The organism is Collinsella sp. AF25-2LB, from assembly GCF_003458415.1.
Lineage (GTDB): Bacteria > Actinomycetota > Coriobacteriia > Coriobacteriales > Coriobacteriaceae > Collinsella.
This window is the reverse complement of sequence record NZ_QRUF01000008.1, coordinates 14,477-32,175: the sequence shown is the minus strand read 5'-3', so window position 1 is coordinate 32,175 and position 17,699 is coordinate 14,477. Positions and strand designations below refer to the sequence as shown.

Genomic DNA, 17,699 nt, shown 5'->3' with positions numbered 1-17,699 from the left:
CCAAATAGAATGAAAGGCAAATGGAAAGCCCGTTTGACGGGGCAAACGCCGGGCCACCTAATGGTTGTCCGGCGTTTGCCCCGATAAAACCTGCCAAAATAAACCTGTCCCTTTTTGGCAGGCTACTCGGCGCTCTTGAGGGCGCCGACCATGTCGATCTTATTGAGGGTGCGATTGGTAGCGAGGTTGACGATGATCGTAAAGCCGAAGGAAAGCACCACGGCAAGCACGTAGCTCAGCGGCTCGACTTCGACGTCAAAGTACAATGACGGCATCTGCAAGATGTACGTAAAGCTCTCGGCCAGCGCACCACCCAGCGGTACGCCCAGCGCGGCGCCAATCGCCGTGAGGATCAGCGTCTCCTTGTTAACGTAGTGGTGTACCTCACCACGACGGAAGCCCAGCACCTTGATAGTCGCCAGCTCGCGTTCGCGCTCCGAGATGTTGGTGTTAGACAACGTGAATACCACCACAAACGACAGGCACGCCGCCATAAAGGTCACAAGCACCACGACCGAATTGATAATCGTAAAGTTTGCCTCATAGTTTTCCCAATGCTCGGCGGTACTCGACAGCGTAATCCAACCATCGCTCTTAAGACGGTTGGTAAACGCAATCTGATCGGCCGACGAACCCTTAAGCAGCGCAAGGATGCCGTTGAGGCGCGCGCTTCGACCGAATGCGCGCTCATAGGTGCTCTGCGTCATGTAAAGCGTGTTGCCCAGATAGTTGAGCGAAATGTCGCTGACCTTGACCTTGGCAACATTGAGCGACGAATCCTGGACGTGTGCCGTATCGCCCGGCTTGATCCCCAGCACCAGCTGAGAGCTCTTGCTCAAATACACATCTCCGCCACGCAGGGCGAGCAGTTCTTTGGACTCGTCCTCGAGACACACGTAGTCGTCCAGGTCGTTCGCGCGGTCATCGGGCACCACGATCAGTTGCACGGTCTCGCTCTTGCCGCCAAATGTAAAGGTGACGTTGTCGGTCATAATCGGCAGCGTCGAAGTCACGGTCACGTCGGAATCCTTGGCTGCGCTTCGCTCGTCGAGCGCCGCGCACGTCTGCGAAAAATCGTCGGGATTGGCGACCGCCAGCAGGTCGTAGCGCGTGATATGCCCGTACTGCTTGGGCGAAAGCGCCACCGACGTATCGCGGATGCCCATACCGCAGATCACGAGCGCCGTGCAGCCAGCGATACCGAAGATGGTCATAAAGGCGCGCTTTTTGTAGCGGAACAGGTTGCGTGCAGCGACCTTGTTCAAAAAGCCCATGCGGTGCCAGATAAAGCCAATGCGCTCGAGCAGAATGCGCGAGCCGGCGCGCGGAGCCTTGGGGCGCATGAGCGAGGCAGGGGTCTCGGCCATCTCGTGGCGGCAGGCGATAATCGTGGCTCCCACCACGCCCACGGCAAACAGCGCCACCGAAACGATCGAGGACACGATGTCGTACGAAAGCAGCATCTGGGGCAGCGAGTACATGTCGTCGAACACCGTAAACAGGAACAGCGGCAGGCCCACAAATCCGATGATGTTGCCAAGCACGCCGCCGATCAGACACGCCCACAGCGAGTAGTCCACGTATTTGGACAGGATACGCCCACGTGAATAGCCGAGCGCCTTGTACAGGCCAATAAGTGTACGCTCCTCCTCAACCATGCGCGTGGCGGTGGTGAGGCTGATGAGCACAGCGACGACAAAGAAGATAAATGGGAACACCGTGGCGATGGCCTCGATCGAAGAACTGTCGCTCTCGACGCTCGAGTAGCTTGCGATGTTACCGCGGTCCTGGATGTACCAGGAGCATTCGCCCAGATCGGAAAGCTCGGCGCGGGCATCGGCAAAATGCTGGTCAGCGGCGGCGCGGCGCTGGTCCAACTCGGCCTGAGCCTGGACGCGCTCCTCGCTGCCCTCGGCCATGCGATTGATGTTGCCCTGTTCAATCCCAAAGAGCATATTCGCCTCGCGCTCGGCCGTATCCAAGCTTGCCGGCGTGTCGACCATCAGCTCCTGAGCACGCGCCTTCTCACGCTCCTCACGGATTTTCTCGATATTGCCCTTGACCTCATTGATCTTTGCCGCGTAGGCATCCGAATAGGAGTTGAGACTCTTGGCTCCCTCGACGATCACGTGGACCGCGGAGTAGGAAGAAGATGTCGCGGCGTCCTCGCTCACATAGAACTTATAGTCCGCCGCCGAAGCAGCGCGAAAGGCGTTGACTGTCGAGTCGGAGCTCACATCAGTGGGATCGAGGACCTCGGCCGTAATGGTGTAATCGCCCGCGGCAAACTGATCCTTGGCGCTTTGGTTCGATGAACTTGCGTCATTGGCGGCAAAACTCACCGTATCGCCGAGCTTTTTGCCCGAAGCCTTCAGGAACTTCGAAGTCACCGCAACCTCATCGGCGCTCTCGGGCAAATCGCCGCTCACCAGCACCGGCTGATCGATGTTCTCCTTGGAGAGACTCTGCACGACCACGCGCTCGCGCGTTGTGCCCACGGCGGTGTAGGCGGTCTCGGTGTAGATACCCTCGGCCGTCTCGACGCCGTCGACCTCTTGGATGGCCGCGAGATCGTCGCGCGTAAGGCCATAGGTCGACTGCACGTTAATGTCATAGACATTCTGCTGGTCAAAATAGGCGTCGACCGAATCGCGCAGGTCCTCGCAGCCCGCCTTAAGGCCGCACATCACGCTCACGCCGAGCGCGGTGATGACCACGATGGACAAAAAGCGCTTAAGACTGCCTCGGATTGTGCGGTAGATGCCGCGGCGAAAAACCGTCGGCACCATATCGTTTGAGCTTTGAGCGGTACGGTAGGTCGTAAAATCCTGCTCGCGCTCCGTATTCTGCGCGTCGTGGCGTAGGCTGTTTTGGCGATCTTGGTCCATGGGCGCTACCACTCGATCGTCTCGATAGGCACGGGATTTTGCTGGACCGTCTCGCTCTCCACGCGGCCGCTCCTAAAGCGGATCAGACGATCGGCCATGGGCGCCAGCGCGGAGTTGTGGGTGATGATGATGACCGTAATGCCCTGCTTGCGGCAAGTGTCCTGCAGCAGCTGCAAGATCTGCTTGCCGGTTTTATAGTCAAGTGCGCCCGTGGGCTCGTCGCACAAAAGCAGCTTGGGGTTCTTTGCCAGCGCGCGGGCAATGGACACGCGCTGCTGCTCGCCGCCCGAAAGCTGCGCGGGGAAGTTGGCGAGGCGCTCACCCAAGCCAACCTGGCAAAGCGTTTGCTCGGCATCGAGCGAATCGGGGCAGATTTGCGCCGCAAGCTCAACATTTTCGAGCGCCGTCAGGTTGGGGACCAGATTGTAGAACTGGAAGACAAAGCCGACATCGGCGCGGCGGTATTCCACGAGCTGAGCCTCGTTGGCGGAGCTCACGTCGCGCCCGTCCACCGTCACGGTGCCGGAGGTCGCCGTATCCATGCCGCCCAGAATGTTGAGCGCCGTGGTCTTGCCGGCACCCGAAGCACCCAGAATGATGGCGAGCTCGCCGCGCTCGACCGTAAAGCTCGCGCCGTCGAGTGCGTGAATGCGGGCGTCGCCCTCGCCGTATGCCTTGATGACGTCTTTGAATTCGATATAAGCCATCGATCGGTTCCCATCTGGTCGGATAACTCTTTAGTATTACCCATTTCGCACCGACTAAAAAGGGACGGGTTTATTTTGGCAGGTTCTATATGGGGAAACGGCAGCTATAGATGAGGCGCCGGGGAGGCAGAGAAATCATCGATGGGGTCAGGCCGACCGCCAAACACAACGCACGCATCTCAATCTGTCAGCCAAATCATTCGAACAACTGTTCGTTTCTATGATATGATTCCGCTATCTAAGCAGGCCAATACGCAGAAAGGCGGCCAACATGGCGTTCGACTTTAAGAAGGAATGCAAGGAGCTCTACAGACCTGCAAGCAAGCCGAGTATCATAACTGTCCCGCCTATGAGCTACGTTGCCGTTCGCGGAAAGGGCGACCCAAATACCGAAGGTGGCGAGTATCAAAATGCCCTGCCGCTGCTTTACGGCATCGCCTATACCGTCAAGATGTCAAAGAAAGGCTCAAGGAGTATCGAGGGCTATTTCGACTTTGTGGTACCGCCGCTCGAGGGCTTCTGGTGGCAAGACTCCCCGAGCGGCGACATCGATTATGTACGCAAGGACGATTTCAACTTTATCTCGTGCATCCGCCTGCCCGATTTCGTCACTCAGGATGACTTTGACTGGGCGGTCGCGGAAGCCACGGCCAAAAAGAAACTGGACTTTTCTGCCGTCGAGCTGCTTAAAGTTGACGAGGGTCTCTGCGTTCAATGCATGCATACCGGACCCTACGACAGCGAGCCGGCAACCGTAGACGCCATGCATGAATATGCGACCGAGCAGGGCTATGTCCCCGACTTCTCAGATACCCGTTTACATCACGAAATCTATCTCTCCGATCCACGCAAGTGTGCGCCGGAGAAACTTAAGACCGTGGTTCGTCATCCTATCAAGCGCGCTGAATAGCGTGGAGCGTCATTTCACGCGCTAGGTTTTAAGCCAGCCAACCAGCCGCCTCCTAGGCTGTCAAGCAATTATCTTGACGCGGCCCGTCGCATCTTATAAGTTTGTTTTGCTAAAGCTGGAAAGCCTCTCAACGATGCGCAACTCCAGCTCTTTTTCTATCAAGAGAGCAAGTGTCGGAAAGCAAAATGTCGGAAAGCAACGCATCGAGCAGAATCAAACGCTTGCTCAACACCTATAGCGGCCTCGTGCTTATGGGTGCCGTCGGAATCCCTATCGGCATCATCGTTGGCGCCATCTGCGCACTCTTTGGACGCGTGCTTCTGGCAATCGGCGCCTTCCGCGACGAACACATCGCACTGCTCCTTCCCTTCCTCGCCCTCATGGGCTTGGCCATCGTATTTGCCTACCGCACCTGGGGTAAAGGCACCGATCGGGGCATGAGCCTGGTATTTGACGTAGGTCACGGACGCGAGGATGCCATCTCCCCGCGTTTGGTGCCGCTCATTATGTTGAGCACGTGGGGGACGCACCTCTTTGGCGGCAGTGCGGGGCGCGAGGGCGTGGCCGTGCAGATTGGTGCAACCGTCTCGCACTGGATCGGCAGGCGTCTACCTTTCCGAAACCCCGGCAACACGTTTTTGCTCATTGGTATGGCCGCTGGCTTTGCCGGACTCTTTCGAACGCCGCTCGCTGCTACGGTCTTTGCTATCGAAGTGCTGGTCGCCGGACGCATGGAATACCGCGCGTTGCTCCCCGCGCTTACGGCTTCACTTGCCGCAAGCATGACCTCCGGCGCCCTGGGGCTCGAGAAGTTCGAGGTCGCCGTTACCGCCTCGTATGCGCTCGACCTCCCCGGTCTTGGACGGCTGGCACTGTTGGGCATCGCGTTTGGTATGGTGGGCGGCGCCTTTGCCTGGTGCCTTGCACATGCCAAAACACTTGCGGCGCGGCTGTTCCCCAACCCCTATGCACGCATCGCCGTTATGGGCATCGCGTTATCGGCGATTCTGTTCGCACTATGGCAGGGTCGATACTGCGGGCTTGGCACCAATCTGATATCCGCGGCGCTCGACGGTGACGGCAAGGTCGCCATCATACCTTGGGACTGGGCACTCAAATTCGCACTCACCATTACCACGCTTGCCGCAGGATATCAGGGTGGCGAGGTGACGCCGTTGTTCTCCATCGGAGCCAGCCTGGGTGTCGTACTCGCCGGGATTCTCGGCATGCCCGTCGAGCTCTGCGCCTCACTGGGCTACGCAGCCGTCTTTGGCAGCGCCACCAATACGCTGCTCGCACCCATCCTTATTGGCTGCGAAGTCTTCGGCTTTGGTAACTTGCCGATGTTCATTATTGTCTGCGTTGTGGCTTACCTGTTCAACATGGATAAGTCCATCTACGCCCTGCAGGAGCGGGCGTAGATCGATGTCCAGGCAGGTGGTCTCAGCCGGAAACGGCGTCCCACTCTGAGGCTGTATTCCGGGACACGGTTTCCGCTTGGAACGCCATTCGGAAAGCGCATCCCGCTTTAAAACGGAATTCCGGGACGTAGTTTCCGTCTGAGCCTCCATTCGGAAAGCATGTCCCGTTCTTTCACGGCATCTTGGCTATGCAAAGTGCTCGAACGTTAGTCCTCGTACGCGCCCTCAAGCCGAAGCAGCCACTCCTTGCGGTCAAGCCCGCCGGCATACCCGTTAAGCGAACCATCGGCGGCAACCACGCGATGGCACGGCACAATAATCGAAATGGGATTGCGCGCGACCGCGGCCCCCACGGCACGGGGAGACGCAACGGGTGCTTCGTTTCCCGGTACACGATGTCGAGCCGTAACACGCTGGGCGATCTCACCATACGTAGCGACCTCGCCACGCGGGATAGAAAGCAGCTCAAACCAAACCTCGCGCTGAAACGCCGTACCAATCATATGCAACGGCGGCGTAAACCGAGGCTCCTGCCCCGCAAAATAAGCATTCAGCCAAGCCCAAGAACGCTCAAGTACCGACGAGGCAGCACCGTTTGTCGGATTCACCGAAGACATGCCGCCAGCACCAGAAACCGCATCGGCGCCTTCAACATGTTCGGGATCTTCTTTGAGAAGCGTGGAGCCAAAGTGCTCCTGCCCCTCAAACCAAAGCCCCGTCAAACCGCGGCCATCAGCGGCAAGCAGGATTTCGCCCAAAGGCGAAGCAAACGTCGTCGTGACCACCAGCGGCTCCTTTCAAAACTCCGCAACATAATACCGCGAATTGTGCAGACAACCCCAATCGACCCCACAGTCCCCAAAGGCGGCAGGCGCAAAGCGCCGAGGCCGCCGCCGGGACCAGGGCTCGCAACAGCCACGCGCCCCCACATCAGCCCAGCGGCCTCAACCAACAACAGCCCCATCGCAGGCCGCTCGCAGCAGCGTCACCGCAGGCGGGGGCCGGGCTTAGTTTTCAGAACACTCCGCAGACCAGTGTGGCGCCTTGTCCGCGGCTCCGAAGGAGCAGGACAAGGCGCCACACATGGTCGAGGACGTTCTGAAAACCAAGCCCGGCCACCGCCGGACAGGTCACACTACTCGCAGAGCAGCTTAGCGATCTGGACGGCGTTGGTTGCCGCGCCCTTACGGATTTGGTCGCCGCAGCACCAGAAGGTGATACCGCGCGCGGCCTCGGGGTTCGAGATGTCGCGACGCACGCGGCCGACCCAAATCAGATCCTGGTCGGACGTATCCATCGGCATGGGGAAGCGGTCGTGTGCATCCTCGGCAGCCATATCGTCAACCAGCTTGACGCCGGGAGCAGCAGCCAGCGCAGCACGGGCCTCGTCAACCGTAATGTCGCGCTCAAACTCGAGCGTAATGCTCTCGGAGTGCGAACGCAGCACGGGCACGCGCACGCAGGTGCAGTTCACGCGCAGCTCGGGCAGGTGCATGATCTTGCGGCCCTCGTTTTGCAGCTTCATCTCCTCGGAGGTAAAGCCTTCCTCCTTGACACCGCCGATCTGCGGAATCAGGTTACTCGCCAGCTGGGCGGCAAACGCGCGCGGCTCGGGAATCTCCTCGCCACGGCCCAGGGCGGCCAGCTGAGCCTCGAGCTCGGCCATGCCGGGAGCGCCGGCACCCGAAGCCGCCTGATACGTCGAAACGATCATACGCTTCACGCCGGCGAGCTGATGCAGCGGCCACGTGGGAACCAGGCCAATGATGGTCGCGCAGTTGGGGTTGGCGATTAGGCCGCGATGCCACTTGATATCGTCGGCATTGATCTCGGGCACGACCAGCGGCACCTCGGGATCCATGCGGAAGGCATGGCTGTTGTCGACCACGACGGCGCCGCGCTTGACGGCCTCGGGCAGCAGCTCCTTCGCGATGTCGTCACCGGCGGCGCCAAGCACAATGTCGCAGCCCTCAAAGGCCTCGGGGCAAGCCTCTTCGATCACAATCTGCTCGCCGCGGAACTCAACGGTCTTGCCCGCGGAGCGTGCACTTGCCAACAGCTTGAGCTTGCCGACCGGAAACTCCTGCTCGTTGAGGCATTCGAGCATCTGGGTGCCCACGGCTCCCGTCGCGCCCAAAATAGCAACCGTGTACTGTTTCATGCTTCCCCCTTTAAAGGTTGTGGCTTTTGCCCGCACGCCGAGCAGGCCGATTATTGTTGCCAGTGTATACAAGAACGGGGCGGATATAAAACCCGCCCCGTCGAAACGAAACCGAAACGAAACGCCCCGCCGAAGATTTATGAGACATGACCCAAAAATCTACCGAGCAGTCGCTACTTTTTGAGCGCAGCCAGAGCGGGATCGACCGGCGCGGAAGCCTCCAGGTCGGAGACCTTCACAATGCCGTTCTCATCGGAGAAGGCACGGTAAATGGTCCGAATCGCCAGGTCGAAGTCCTTCTCCTCGACACCGATAATGATGTTGATCTCGTCGCAGCTCTGCGAAATCATGCGCACGCTCACGCCGGCCTGGCCAAGCATGCCAAACAGGTGGCCAGAGATGCCGGCACGACCGCGCAGGTTGCGGCCAACGGTCGCGATAAGCGCCAGGCCCTCGACAACCTCGATCTCGAGCGGCTCGACCTCCTGCTGGATGTCGCCCACGAGCGAGTACAGCGAGTCGTGCACATCCCGCTCCTGCACCACGGCGCCAAAGCGGTCGACGCCGGTGGGCATATGCTCGACGGAAACGTCATAGCGCTCGAAGACCGAAAGCGCACGGCGCATAAAGCCAACACGGGGCTTGGTGCGGTCGCGGGCGACGTTGATGGCAACAAAACCGCGCTTGCCGGTCACGCCGGTAATGATGGGCTCCGCCTCGCCCTCGTCAGCCGTCTCGCTAATGATGGTGCCGGGGTCCTGCGGCGCATTGGTGTTCTTGATGACCAGCGGAATGCCGGCCTCGCGCACGGGGAACACGGCCTCCTCGTGCAGGACGCTCGCACCCATGTACGAAAGCTCGCGCAGCTCCTCGTAGGTAACGCGCGCAATGGGCTGAGCCTCGGGAACAATACGCGGATCGGCAGAATAGAAGCCCGAGACGTCGGTCCAGTTCTCGTACAGGTCGGCGCCCAGGCACTTGGCCAGAATCGAGCCGGAAATATCGCCGCCGCCACGGTCGAGCAGCTTGATCTGGCCCTCACGCGTCGCGCCGTAGAAACCGGGCATAACAAAGCCGCCCTGCTGACCGTACTCCTGCACCAGCTCGGAGGTGCGATTCATGCTGAGCGTACCGTCGTGATGGAACGCCACAACCGTCGCGGCGTCCAGGAACGGCAGGCCCAGGTACTCCGCCATCAGGCGAGCGGTGAAGTACTCGCCGCGGCTCACGAGCTCCTCGGTGGAGTAACCGCCCGAGCGGGCGCGCTCGGCAAAAGCCGCGAACTCCTCACGGATGGGATAGGTGAGCTCCAGCTCGTCAGCGATATCAAAATAGCGCTGGCCGATGTCCTCGAGCAGCTCCTCGCACGACACGTGGTACTTAACGTGCGCGTTAACCAGGTAGAGCAGGTCGGTCACCTTGGTGTCGCCCTTAAAGCGGCGACCACAGGCGGAAACCACCACAAAACGGCGAGCCGGGTCGGCATCGACGATGGCCTTGATCTTCTTAAAGTGTTCGGCGTCGGCGACCGACGAGCCGCCAAACTTGGCAATCTTAATCATGGGCTGGAGGTTACCTTTCTAAAAAGCCTCTGCGAACCTATTTTGCGCGCTCTGATACCATGGTTTCACCGATTGGGACCAAGGCATCCGAGGAGCAGTGTTATATGGGAACTTATCATAGTACACGAGGACGCACTTTATCGTGCTCAAGTAAGGTGGCAATCCGCACCGGCATCGCTCCCGACGGGGGTTTGTTTGTCTCGGACGAGCTTGGCACCCAGCAGGTCGATATCAGCTCGCTTGCAGATAAATCGTACTTTGAAATCGCTCAAGATGTGTTGGGAATGTTACTGAATGATTACACGGCCGAAGAAATTTCGGCGTGTGTCGACGAGGCATACCGCGGCACGTTCGCGAGTGAAGAGGTTACGCCGCTCGTCAAACTCGACGCAGCGCCGGGTGCTGACGCCCCTCAGACCTATGTGATGGAGCTCTTTGGCGGCCCCACAAGCGCCTTCAAGGACGTCGCCCTACAGATGCTCCCCCGCCTCATGGCCCGCACTTCCGCCAAGGACGGCGGCGCTGAGCGCATCATGATCGTCACCGCCACGTCGGGCGACACGGGCAAGGCCGCACTCGCCGGTTTTGCCGACGCTCCGGGCACGGGCATCACCGTCTTTTATCCCGAGGGCAAGGTCAGCCACGTCCAGAACCTGCAGATGTCCACGCAGGAGGGCGACAACGTCGCCGTCTGCGGCATCCGCGGCAACTTTGACGACGCCCAGAGCGCCGTCAAGCGCATCTTTGCCGATAAGGAGCTTGCCGAGCGTCTGGAAGCCGCCGGCACGGTGCTTTCGAGCGCCAACTCTATCAATGTCGGCCGTCTGGTACCGCAGGTTGTCTACTACTTTGCCGCCTATGCGCAGCTGCTGCGCGCCGGCGCTATCGAGGCTGGCGACGCCGTAGAGTTCTGTGTGCCCACCGGCAACTTTGGCGATATCTTGGCCGGCTACTACGCCAAGCGCATGGGCCTGCCCGTCGCCAAGCTCATCGTCGCGAGCGACAAGAACAACGTGCTTGCCGACTTCCTGACCACCGGCGTCTACGACCGCAACCGCCCGTTCTTCACGACCATTTCGCCGTCGATGGACATCCTCATCAGCTCCAACCTCGAGCGCATGCTCTACTTCCTGTCCGACGGCGACTGCGAGCTCGTTGCCGGCCTTATGGAGCAGCTGGCACAGACTGGTCGCTACGAGGTGCCCGCCGAGCTGCTGGCCAAGATTCAGAGCGTCTTTGGCTGCGGCTGGGCCAGCGAGGACGAGGTCCGCGCTGCCATCAAGAGTTGCTGGGACGCCAACGGCTACGTGATCGACCCGCACACCGCTTGCGGCTATCACGTCTTTGAAAAGGTCGCTCCCGCCGAGGGCGCCAAGGCCCGCGTGCTGCTTTCGACCGCCAGCCCCTACAAGTTCCCGCGCGCCTGCTGCGATGCCCTGGGCCTCAACGTTCCCGAGGACGATTTTGAGGCTATGCGCGTGCTCGAGCAGGCCACCAACACGGTCGCCCCGACCCAGCTCGCCGAGCTCGAGTCCAAACCTGTCCGCTTCGAAGACGTCTGTGACGTCGACGAAATGGCCAGCTACGTCGAGTCCGCAGCAAAACGAATGAGCACCAACTAGATCCCTTATTAAGCGCCGGCGAAAGCCGGCGCACCTTCTTTCATCAGATAACCCTCGGGATGATGACGAACGCGCGCAGCGTGCCTGGCTGTTTAGTTCGTCGTGAGTTCCGCACGCAAAGGAAAGCACTTAATGTGCTTTCCGTCTTGCGCAGGACTGTCCGAGCAGCGAACTAAACAGCCAGGCACGCCAGGAGGACCCACATGATCAAAATCACCGTCCCAGCAACAAGCGCCAACCTAGGCATCGGCTACGACACCCTCGGCATGGCCGTCGGCCTCTACTCGCACTTCACCTTCGAGCGCGCCGACAAGCTCACCATCACGGGCTGCCCCAAGGAGTTCCAAAACGAGAATAACCTGGTCTATGTGAGCTTTGTCGATGCGCTGGCCGCATGGGGCGAGCCGGCCTTCCCCGTCGCTATCGACATTCAGACCGACGTCCCCGTCGCCCGCGGCCTGGGTTCCAGCTCCACCTGCGTCGTCGCCGGCATCATGGCTGCCGCCGCGCTGACAGGCCACACCGTCGACCGCGCCGAACTCGTCCGCATCGCCACCGAGGTCGAGGGCCATCCCGATAACGTCGCCCCCGCCATCCTTGGCGGCGCCGTCTGCTCCTTTACGCCGACCGATTCGCTCCCCCAATGTCTGCGCTACGAGGTGAGCGATCGCTTGCGTTTTATTACCGTGATTCCGCCCTACGAGGTACATACGAGCGAGGCGCGCAAGGTCGTGCCGCAGGAGATTCCACTCTCCACCGCCGTATGGCAAATGGGCCGCATCGCCGGCATGACGCGCGGCCTGGAGACTGGTGACCTGGACCTGATTGCCGCTGCCAATGACGACCGCATTCAGGAGCCTTATCGTCGCCGCCTGATTCCCGACTACAACGCCGTGCGCGACACCTGCCTTAACGGCGGCGCTAAGACCATCTGGATTAGCGGCTCAGGCTCGACCCTCATGGCTGTGACCGACGACACCATCGTGGCAAAGTTTCTGCAGGTCAAGCTGCGTGAGCAGTTCCCCAAGTGTGATACGCATATTCTCACGTGCGACACGGAAGGCGCTCAAATCGAGTACCTGTAGACATCCTCCTCATATACCTGTCCGGGACGGTCGGGATATTCCCTCAAAATCGTCCTCGCGCATGAAGGCCCCTTGTCCTGCTCCTACGGAGCGACGGACAAGGGGCCTTCGCGCTGCGGAATGATTTTGAGGGAATATCCCGACCGTCCCTGCGCCTACCTTGCTGAGGATGTCTACAGGGACCCACGCTTTGAAGGGGCGCCAGGCTGATAGTTGATTTTTATTGGCAGGGGCTCTTGCTGGTAAGGGGCACTCACTAGAGGCAGGCCTCGGCGATGCGGCGCTTGAGTTCGTCGATGCCGGTACCGGTTTGGGAGCTTGTGATGATCACGTTCTCGGCAGGGACGTTGAGCTGCTTTTTGATGGCTGCTGCTTGGCGGGCCTGCTGGGTACGGCTGAGTTTGTCGGCCTTGGTGAGGCAGACGATAAAGTTGAACTCGTTGCCCTGCAGGTAATCGATCATGTCATGGTCGAGCTTACTGGGGTCGTGACGAATATCCACCAGCGATACGACCAGGTTAAAGCTGCGCTCGGAGTCGAAGAAGTCACCGATAAGCTCAGCCCAGCGGTCGCGCTCGGCCTTGGAACGACGGGCGAAACCGTAGCCCGGCAGGTCCACAAAGTGCACGTCGTCGGCCTCGAAGAAATTGATGTTGCTCGTCTTGCCCGGCGTACTCGAAACCTTGACCAGGTTCTTGCGGCCAAAGAGTTTGTTCATGATAGACGACTTGCCCACATTGGAGCGGCCCACAAAGCTCACCTCGGGACAGGTGGACTCGGGGATCTGCGAAACCTTGCCGTAGCTGGCAACAAACTTGGCAAGCTGATAGTTAATGGAATCGGCCATGGACACTCCTTGGTCGTAGGTTCTTACAAAACGGGCGTGCTATTGCGCGGCGGCGATACGACGAACGATGTCAAGCGTGATGCCGCTCGCGGTGCGAGCGTACTCGTCCAGATCGAACTCGCGCTCGCAAAACGCGTCATATGCCTCGTCACAATTATCGCTGATAGCGCGCAGTACCAGGCAATCGACACCATTCTTGGCCGCGATGTGCGCAATTGCCGCGCCCTCCATCTCGACGCAATCGGCATGCGTGGCCTCAATCGCAGCGTTACGCATGGCGTCACCCGTAACAAAGCGATCACCCGTGGCGATAGTGCCACACAGGAACTGCTTGGGGTCCTTCTCCGCAGAAGTCTCATCCGCCGAGGCATCCACAAATCCATGCTCGGCAAGCACGGCGGCGGCAACATCAGCCAACGCCGGTGTCGAGACAAACTCCTCGAGCCCCGGCGCCGACTCGGCGATGAGTGCCGTATCGGTATCCAGATAGCGCAGGCACTTGCCTATAACCACGTCGTTAATATGGAGTTTAGGGTTTAGGCCGCCCGCAATGCCCGAAAACACAACGGCCTGCGGGGCGTATTTGCTGATGAGATGCTGCGTTGCGGCAGCGGCGTTCACGGTCCCCATGCCTGCCGTCGTGGCGACTACTGTCAGACCCGAAAGCCCACCGTTCACAACGGTCAAGCCCGCCTCCTGCGACTCATGCGTGCCACTCAGCTCTTCCTTAATCTGCGCAACCTCTTTTTCGAGTGCGCCTATGATCGCGATGGTTGCCATGCCATCCCCCAAATCCGTGCAAATTGCTTATCCACGGTATGGTACCAGCATTTTGGCTCAACCGTGTCAGCACCAAGCCGTTAGGCCAGTACAGCTCGGGTATCATAAAGGGGCAAAAATGGCTTGTTAGCCGATGGCCGACCTGAGCTCCGCACGGCGCTTTTTCATACCGGCCATAACGGCATTGCGCAGCTCGGGCATGCGCGCGGTATCCATCTGAGGTACGCCCTCAAGCTTATAGGGAATGCCCAGTTGCTCGTACTTGACGACACCCATCGTGTGATACGGCAGCATTTCCAGGCCCACCACGTTGTGCCATGGAGCGATGAGGCGACCGAGCTTCTCGCACTCCTCCACCGTGTCGGTAATGCCCGGCACCACCACGTGGCGGATAACGACCTTGATCTTGCGACGTGCAAGTTCATCGCCGAACGCCAAGATGCGTGCGGGATCGCAACCGGTCAGCTTTTTATGCTCGACCGGGTCGGCATGCTTAATATCGAGCAGTACCATGTCGGTCTCGTTGAGCACGGCATCGAACTTCTCGGGGTGGTTGGGGTCAAATGCATAGCCACAGCTATCTAGGCAGGTATGTACACGGCCATCGGGGTTGTTATGCATAGCACGAAACAGATCGGCCAAAAACTCGGGCTGCAGGAGCGGCTCGCCGCCGGACACCGTAATGCCACCGCTGCGATAGAACTCGTGGTTACTCTGGAACTCATCCATCAGGTGTTCGACGGTCACCATGGTGCCGCCGTTGACCGACCAGGTATCGGGATTGTGGCAATACGCGCAGCGCATGGGACAGCCCTGAACAAACACCACAAAGCGGATGCCGGGTCCGTCGACCGTTCCCATCGTCTCGATCGAATGCACGCGGCCAAGGGCAAACGCAGAGTCCTCGGGACGAGCGTCCACACCCTCAAGCGTCATTTCTGCCATTCGCGCTACCTTGCCTCTCCTTGGATGCAACCAATTAAAATGCCAGAGTCATTCTAGCCCATGCGTTTGCGTTTAAACGTCTCGGACTAGAACGGCACGTTTTAATCTATCCCCCATCACCATGGCTGGGGGCTACGTCGAGATGTCAGGCTGAAGAACGCTCGCCTGCGGCCTTTACGCCTTAAGCGTGAGCACCGCACCGAAGGCGGTCGGGCCGCAATGGCTCGAGATGACGCCGCCGACCTGAGTCCAGGTAACGTCCTTAAAGCCCAGATCATGCGCATAGACCTCCATGTCATCGCGCAGCTCCTGGGAAAGGCCCACCGAATACGCCAGGCCAATGTGCGAGTAGTCAATCTCGCCCTTCGCAACCATGTGGTCAATAAAGGCGCGGGCGCACTTGAGCATAGAGCCGCGGAACTTCTTGGTCGCCACGAACTTGCCGCCCGTCACCTCAATGCAGGGCTTAATCTTGAGCAGATGGGCGCCAAGGAATGCGACGTTGGACAAGCGACCGCCCGCCTTAAGAAAGGCAAGATCGGTAGGAACAAAGCCCAGCAGCACGCGGTCCATGACGGAATTCGTAAATGCAAAGATCTCGTCGACGGTGGCATCGGGGTGAGCCTCGATGTATTTGGCGGTCTCGACGACAACGAGCGACTGGCCTACCGAGACAAAGCGCGTGTCCATAGAGAACACGTAGTCGCGACCCTTGGCGGCGATCTTCGATGATTGATGCGAGCAGGTCGTGGCCTCGGAATACGCGAGATGCAGAATAGTCGCATCGGGCTGCTCAGCGTGAATGCGGTCGTACACGTGAGCAAAATCCGCAGGCGCGCAGCCGCTGGTCTTGGGCATCACGCCAAACTCGTTGCAGCGCGAATAAATCTCGAGCGGATCGATCGAGCCGTCCTCGACGGTCTCGTCACCAATCGTGACATGCATGGGCACGCGCACGATGCCGTAGCGCTCGCAGAGCTCCGGCGTCACATCCGACCCAGACTCAACCACGATTACGTACTTGCCCATTATTATCACGACCCATCTCGACATTGGCTTTTCAATACATGGCACGCGCCGCCGCACTGTTGCACAACGGCGTCCAAGCGCCAAAGAGACGCCGCCCCTTGCACACAACAAAGGACAGCGTCTCCCTGGAAAACTCCGTGCTTATCTAGGATTCCACACGGTTTATTAAGGAGGGTTACTTATTCCACAAACGGTCGCTATATGCGGTAAGCGGTAGTTGGCCGCGACAACTGCGACACATTCCGTCCAGCAAATCCAATCGTGCTCCACGCACGGTTAATGCACGAGGCGGTAGAAATTCATCGATGCCGCACCCTCGGCGTGCAGCTCCATCGCCGGAACCGCCGGCGAATAGGTACGGCTCGTAAGTGCCGCCTCGCCGCCATTTGCAAAAATCTCGACCATCGTAGTGTCCGAAAGCACGCGCAGGTCGCGAAGCTCGCTGAGCTCGATCAACCTCTGGTCGCGCCCATAGCCTTCGTCACCCATGTCGAGGGTAAGCATCCCGTCTGCATAGCGCACAAAGACACCCTTGCGGATTTCGAGCTCGATCACCTGGGCGCCCTCACAGGAAACCACAAGATCAAACAGGCGGCCCGGCTCCTCAACGGTTTCACCGCCTGTCGCGCAAACGCAGTCGCCGCGCATCCTCTCAATCTCGTGCACCGGCTGCTGACAGAGCTTACCATCGCGCATGCTCAGTTTTCTCGGCACCGTCAACGCGCACTGCCACCCGCGTGCCACCGTCGGGCTTTTTGCCGTCGCATCGGGGCAACCCGACCACCCGATCATCAAACGCCGACCCGCAGCATCCTCAAAAGACTGCGGTGCGTAGAAATCAAAGCCGGCATCGACCATCGGGGGCATGCCCTGCCCGGCGATCTTAAAACTCGGCGCCTCCCAATCGGCCTCGATGGGAAACCACACGCACTGGTGCGGATTGCGGTAACGCCATCCATCGGCGGACACACCCTGCGGACAGCAAACGAGAATAAGCTCACCATCGAGCTCAAACAGATCGGGGCACTCCCACATAAAGCCAAACTTCTCGCCCAACTCAATGCGCGTCGCATAGCTCCAGTCCTCTAGATTGCTCGAGGTATAGACAAGCACGCAGCCGCGGTCGTCTTTCGTACGAGCGCCCAGAACCATGTAGTAGATACCATCGTGTTCAAGGATTTTGGGATCACGCACGTGCGTACCGATATCGTCGGGGTAATCGACCGGCCCAACAGCTATGCGCTTCTCGCCCAATTCGTCGGGGTTCTCGGCAACCACATGAATCTGGTTTTGCTCACGGCCCGTCAACACGTAGTCGTAATCATCGCGGTCAAAATGCTTGACGTTGCCGGTATAGAAGTAGTGAATCTTGCCGTCGTGTACAAAGGCAGAACCAGAATACGCTCCGCTCGAATCCAAATCGGAATCGGGGAACAGCACAGGGCCGCGATTCTCGTACGTCACAAAATCCTTTGTTGTCAGATGATTCCAAAGCACTGGACCGCCATGCGCAGCATCGAATGGATCGTATTGGTGATAGATGTGATACGTATCACCGATCTGCACCAAACCGTTGGGGTCGTTGAGCCAGCCAAGCTCAGGCTCCACATGGAACAGGAGCCTATCGGGGTCGGACGCGATGCGACCCGCCGTCTCATCCTGTCCGGCACGCCACTGCTCATAGTCCGCGCGTGTCACCTTATTTTTTTGATTAAACATCGCCGTTGACTTTCTCGTCTATG

The 17,699-nt window shown here is 59.3% G+C and carries 14 protein-coding genes; 4 read left to right on the top strand and 10 right to left on the bottom strand.

From position 1 onward, the window contains the following. Positions 1 to 122 precede the first annotated feature (122 nt). Together DWY51_RS05065 and DWY51_RS05060 are read right to left on the bottom strand one after the other, a co-directional pair. On the bottom strand, positions 123 to 2,888 hold the full coding sequence (locus DWY51_RS05065; RefSeq protein ID WP_233504628.1) for an FtsX-like permease family protein: 2,766 nt from the start codon (positions 2,886 to 2,888) through the stop codon (positions 123 to 125). 5 nt (positions 2,889 to 2,893) lie between these two features. Further along, a complete protein-coding gene (locus DWY51_RS05060; RefSeq protein WP_117766550.1) occupies positions 2,894 to 3,595 on the bottom strand; it encodes an ABC transporter ATP-binding protein in 702 nt (233 codons plus the stop codon). A gap of 271 nt (positions 3,596 to 3,866) precedes the next feature. On the opposite strand from DWY51_RS05060, the gene DWY51_RS05055 reads away from it, so the two are divergent. Beyond that, positions 3,867 to 4,505: a GyrI-like domain-containing protein gene (locus DWY51_RS05055; RefSeq protein WP_117766548.1), complete on the top strand. Its 639-nt coding sequence runs from the start codon at positions 3,867 to 3,869 to the stop codon at positions 4,503 to 4,505. 185 nt (positions 4,506 to 4,690) lie between these two features. Continuing rightward, positions 4,691 to 5,926 carry a chloride channel protein gene (locus tag DWY51_RS05050; protein ID WP_117766583.1) on the top strand — a complete coding sequence of 412 codons (1,236 nt, stop codon included), beginning with the start codon at positions 4,691 to 4,693 and terminating at the stop codon, positions 5,924 to 5,926. Positions 5,927 to 6,132: 206 nt separating this feature from the next. Here DWY51_RS05050 and DWY51_RS05045 read toward each other — a convergent pair whose 3' ends face one another. The 3 genes from DWY51_RS05045 to DWY51_RS05035 all read right to left on the bottom strand — a co-directional run bounded on the left by DWY51_RS05045 (position 6,133) and on the right by DWY51_RS05035 (position 9,649). Further along, positions 6,133 to 6,711 carry a methylated-DNA--[protein]-cysteine S-methyltransferase gene (locus tag DWY51_RS05045; RefSeq protein ID WP_226790740.1) on the bottom strand — a complete coding sequence of 193 codons (579 nt, stop codon included), beginning with the start codon at positions 6,709 to 6,711 and terminating at the stop codon, positions 6,133 to 6,135. 350 nt (positions 6,712 to 7,061) lie between these two features. Further along, complete coding sequence (locus DWY51_RS05040; protein WP_117770079.1) at positions 7,062 to 8,087, bottom strand: aspartate-semialdehyde dehydrogenase; 1,026 nt, start codon at positions 8,085 to 8,087, stop codon at positions 7,062 to 7,064. A gap of 173 nt (positions 8,088 to 8,260) precedes the next feature. Next, positions 8,261 to 9,649 carry an aspartate kinase gene (locus DWY51_RS05035; RefSeq protein WP_117770078.1) on the bottom strand — a complete coding sequence of 463 codons (1,389 nt, stop codon included), beginning with the start codon at positions 9,647 to 9,649 and terminating at the stop codon, positions 8,261 to 8,263. A 104-nt stretch (positions 9,650 to 9,753) separates the two neighbouring features. Here DWY51_RS05035 and thrC point away from each other — a divergent pair, with 104 nt between their 5' ends. Both thrC and thrB read left to right on the top strand, forming a co-directional pair. Beyond that, entirely contained in the window at positions 9,754 to 11,271 is a 1,518-nt protein-coding gene (thrC, locus tag DWY51_RS05030; protein WP_117766540.1) for a threonine synthase, read from the top strand. A gap of 203 nt (positions 11,272 to 11,474) precedes the next feature. Beyond that, complete coding sequence (thrB, locus tag DWY51_RS05025; RefSeq protein ID WP_055285404.1) at positions 11,475 to 12,356, top strand: homoserine kinase; 882 nt, start codon at positions 11,475 to 11,477, stop codon at positions 12,354 to 12,356. A 256-nt stretch (positions 12,357 to 12,612) separates the two neighbouring features. Here the strand turns inward: thrB and yihA are convergent, their stop codons facing one another. The 5 genes from yihA to DWY51_RS05000 form a co-directional block, all read right to left on the bottom strand. Further along, positions 12,613 to 13,203, bottom strand: coding sequence for a ribosome biogenesis GTP-binding protein YihA/YsxC (gene yihA / locus DWY51_RS05020; protein ID WP_055252447.1), 591 nt, complete (start codon positions 13,201 to 13,203; stop codon positions 12,613 to 12,615). A gap of 39 nt (positions 13,204 to 13,242) precedes the next feature. Continuing rightward, positions 13,243 to 13,983 (bottom strand): 5'-methylthioadenosine/S-adenosylhomocysteine nucleosidase, encoded by a 741-nt coding sequence (gene mtnN / locus DWY51_RS05015; RefSeq protein ID WP_117766538.1) that lies wholly within the window; start codon positions 13,981 to 13,983, stop codon positions 13,243 to 13,245. A gap of 126 nt (positions 13,984 to 14,109) precedes the next feature. Next, positions 14,110 to 14,928, bottom strand: coding sequence for a pyruvate formate-lyase-activating protein (pflA, locus tag DWY51_RS05010; RefSeq protein ID WP_117766536.1), 819 nt, complete (start codon positions 14,926 to 14,928; stop codon positions 14,110 to 14,112). A gap of 174 nt (positions 14,929 to 15,102) precedes the next feature. Further along, positions 15,103 to 15,957: a DegV family protein gene (locus DWY51_RS05005; protein ID WP_233504627.1), complete on the bottom strand. Its 855-nt coding sequence runs from the start codon at positions 15,955 to 15,957 to the stop codon at positions 15,103 to 15,105. 276 nt (positions 15,958 to 16,233) lie between these two features. Beyond that, positions 16,234 to 17,676, bottom strand: coding sequence for a glycoside hydrolase family 32 protein (locus tag DWY51_RS05000; protein WP_117766532.1), 1,443 nt, complete (start codon positions 17,674 to 17,676; stop codon positions 16,234 to 16,236). Between the last annotated feature and the right edge of the window lie 23 nt (positions 17,677 to 17,699).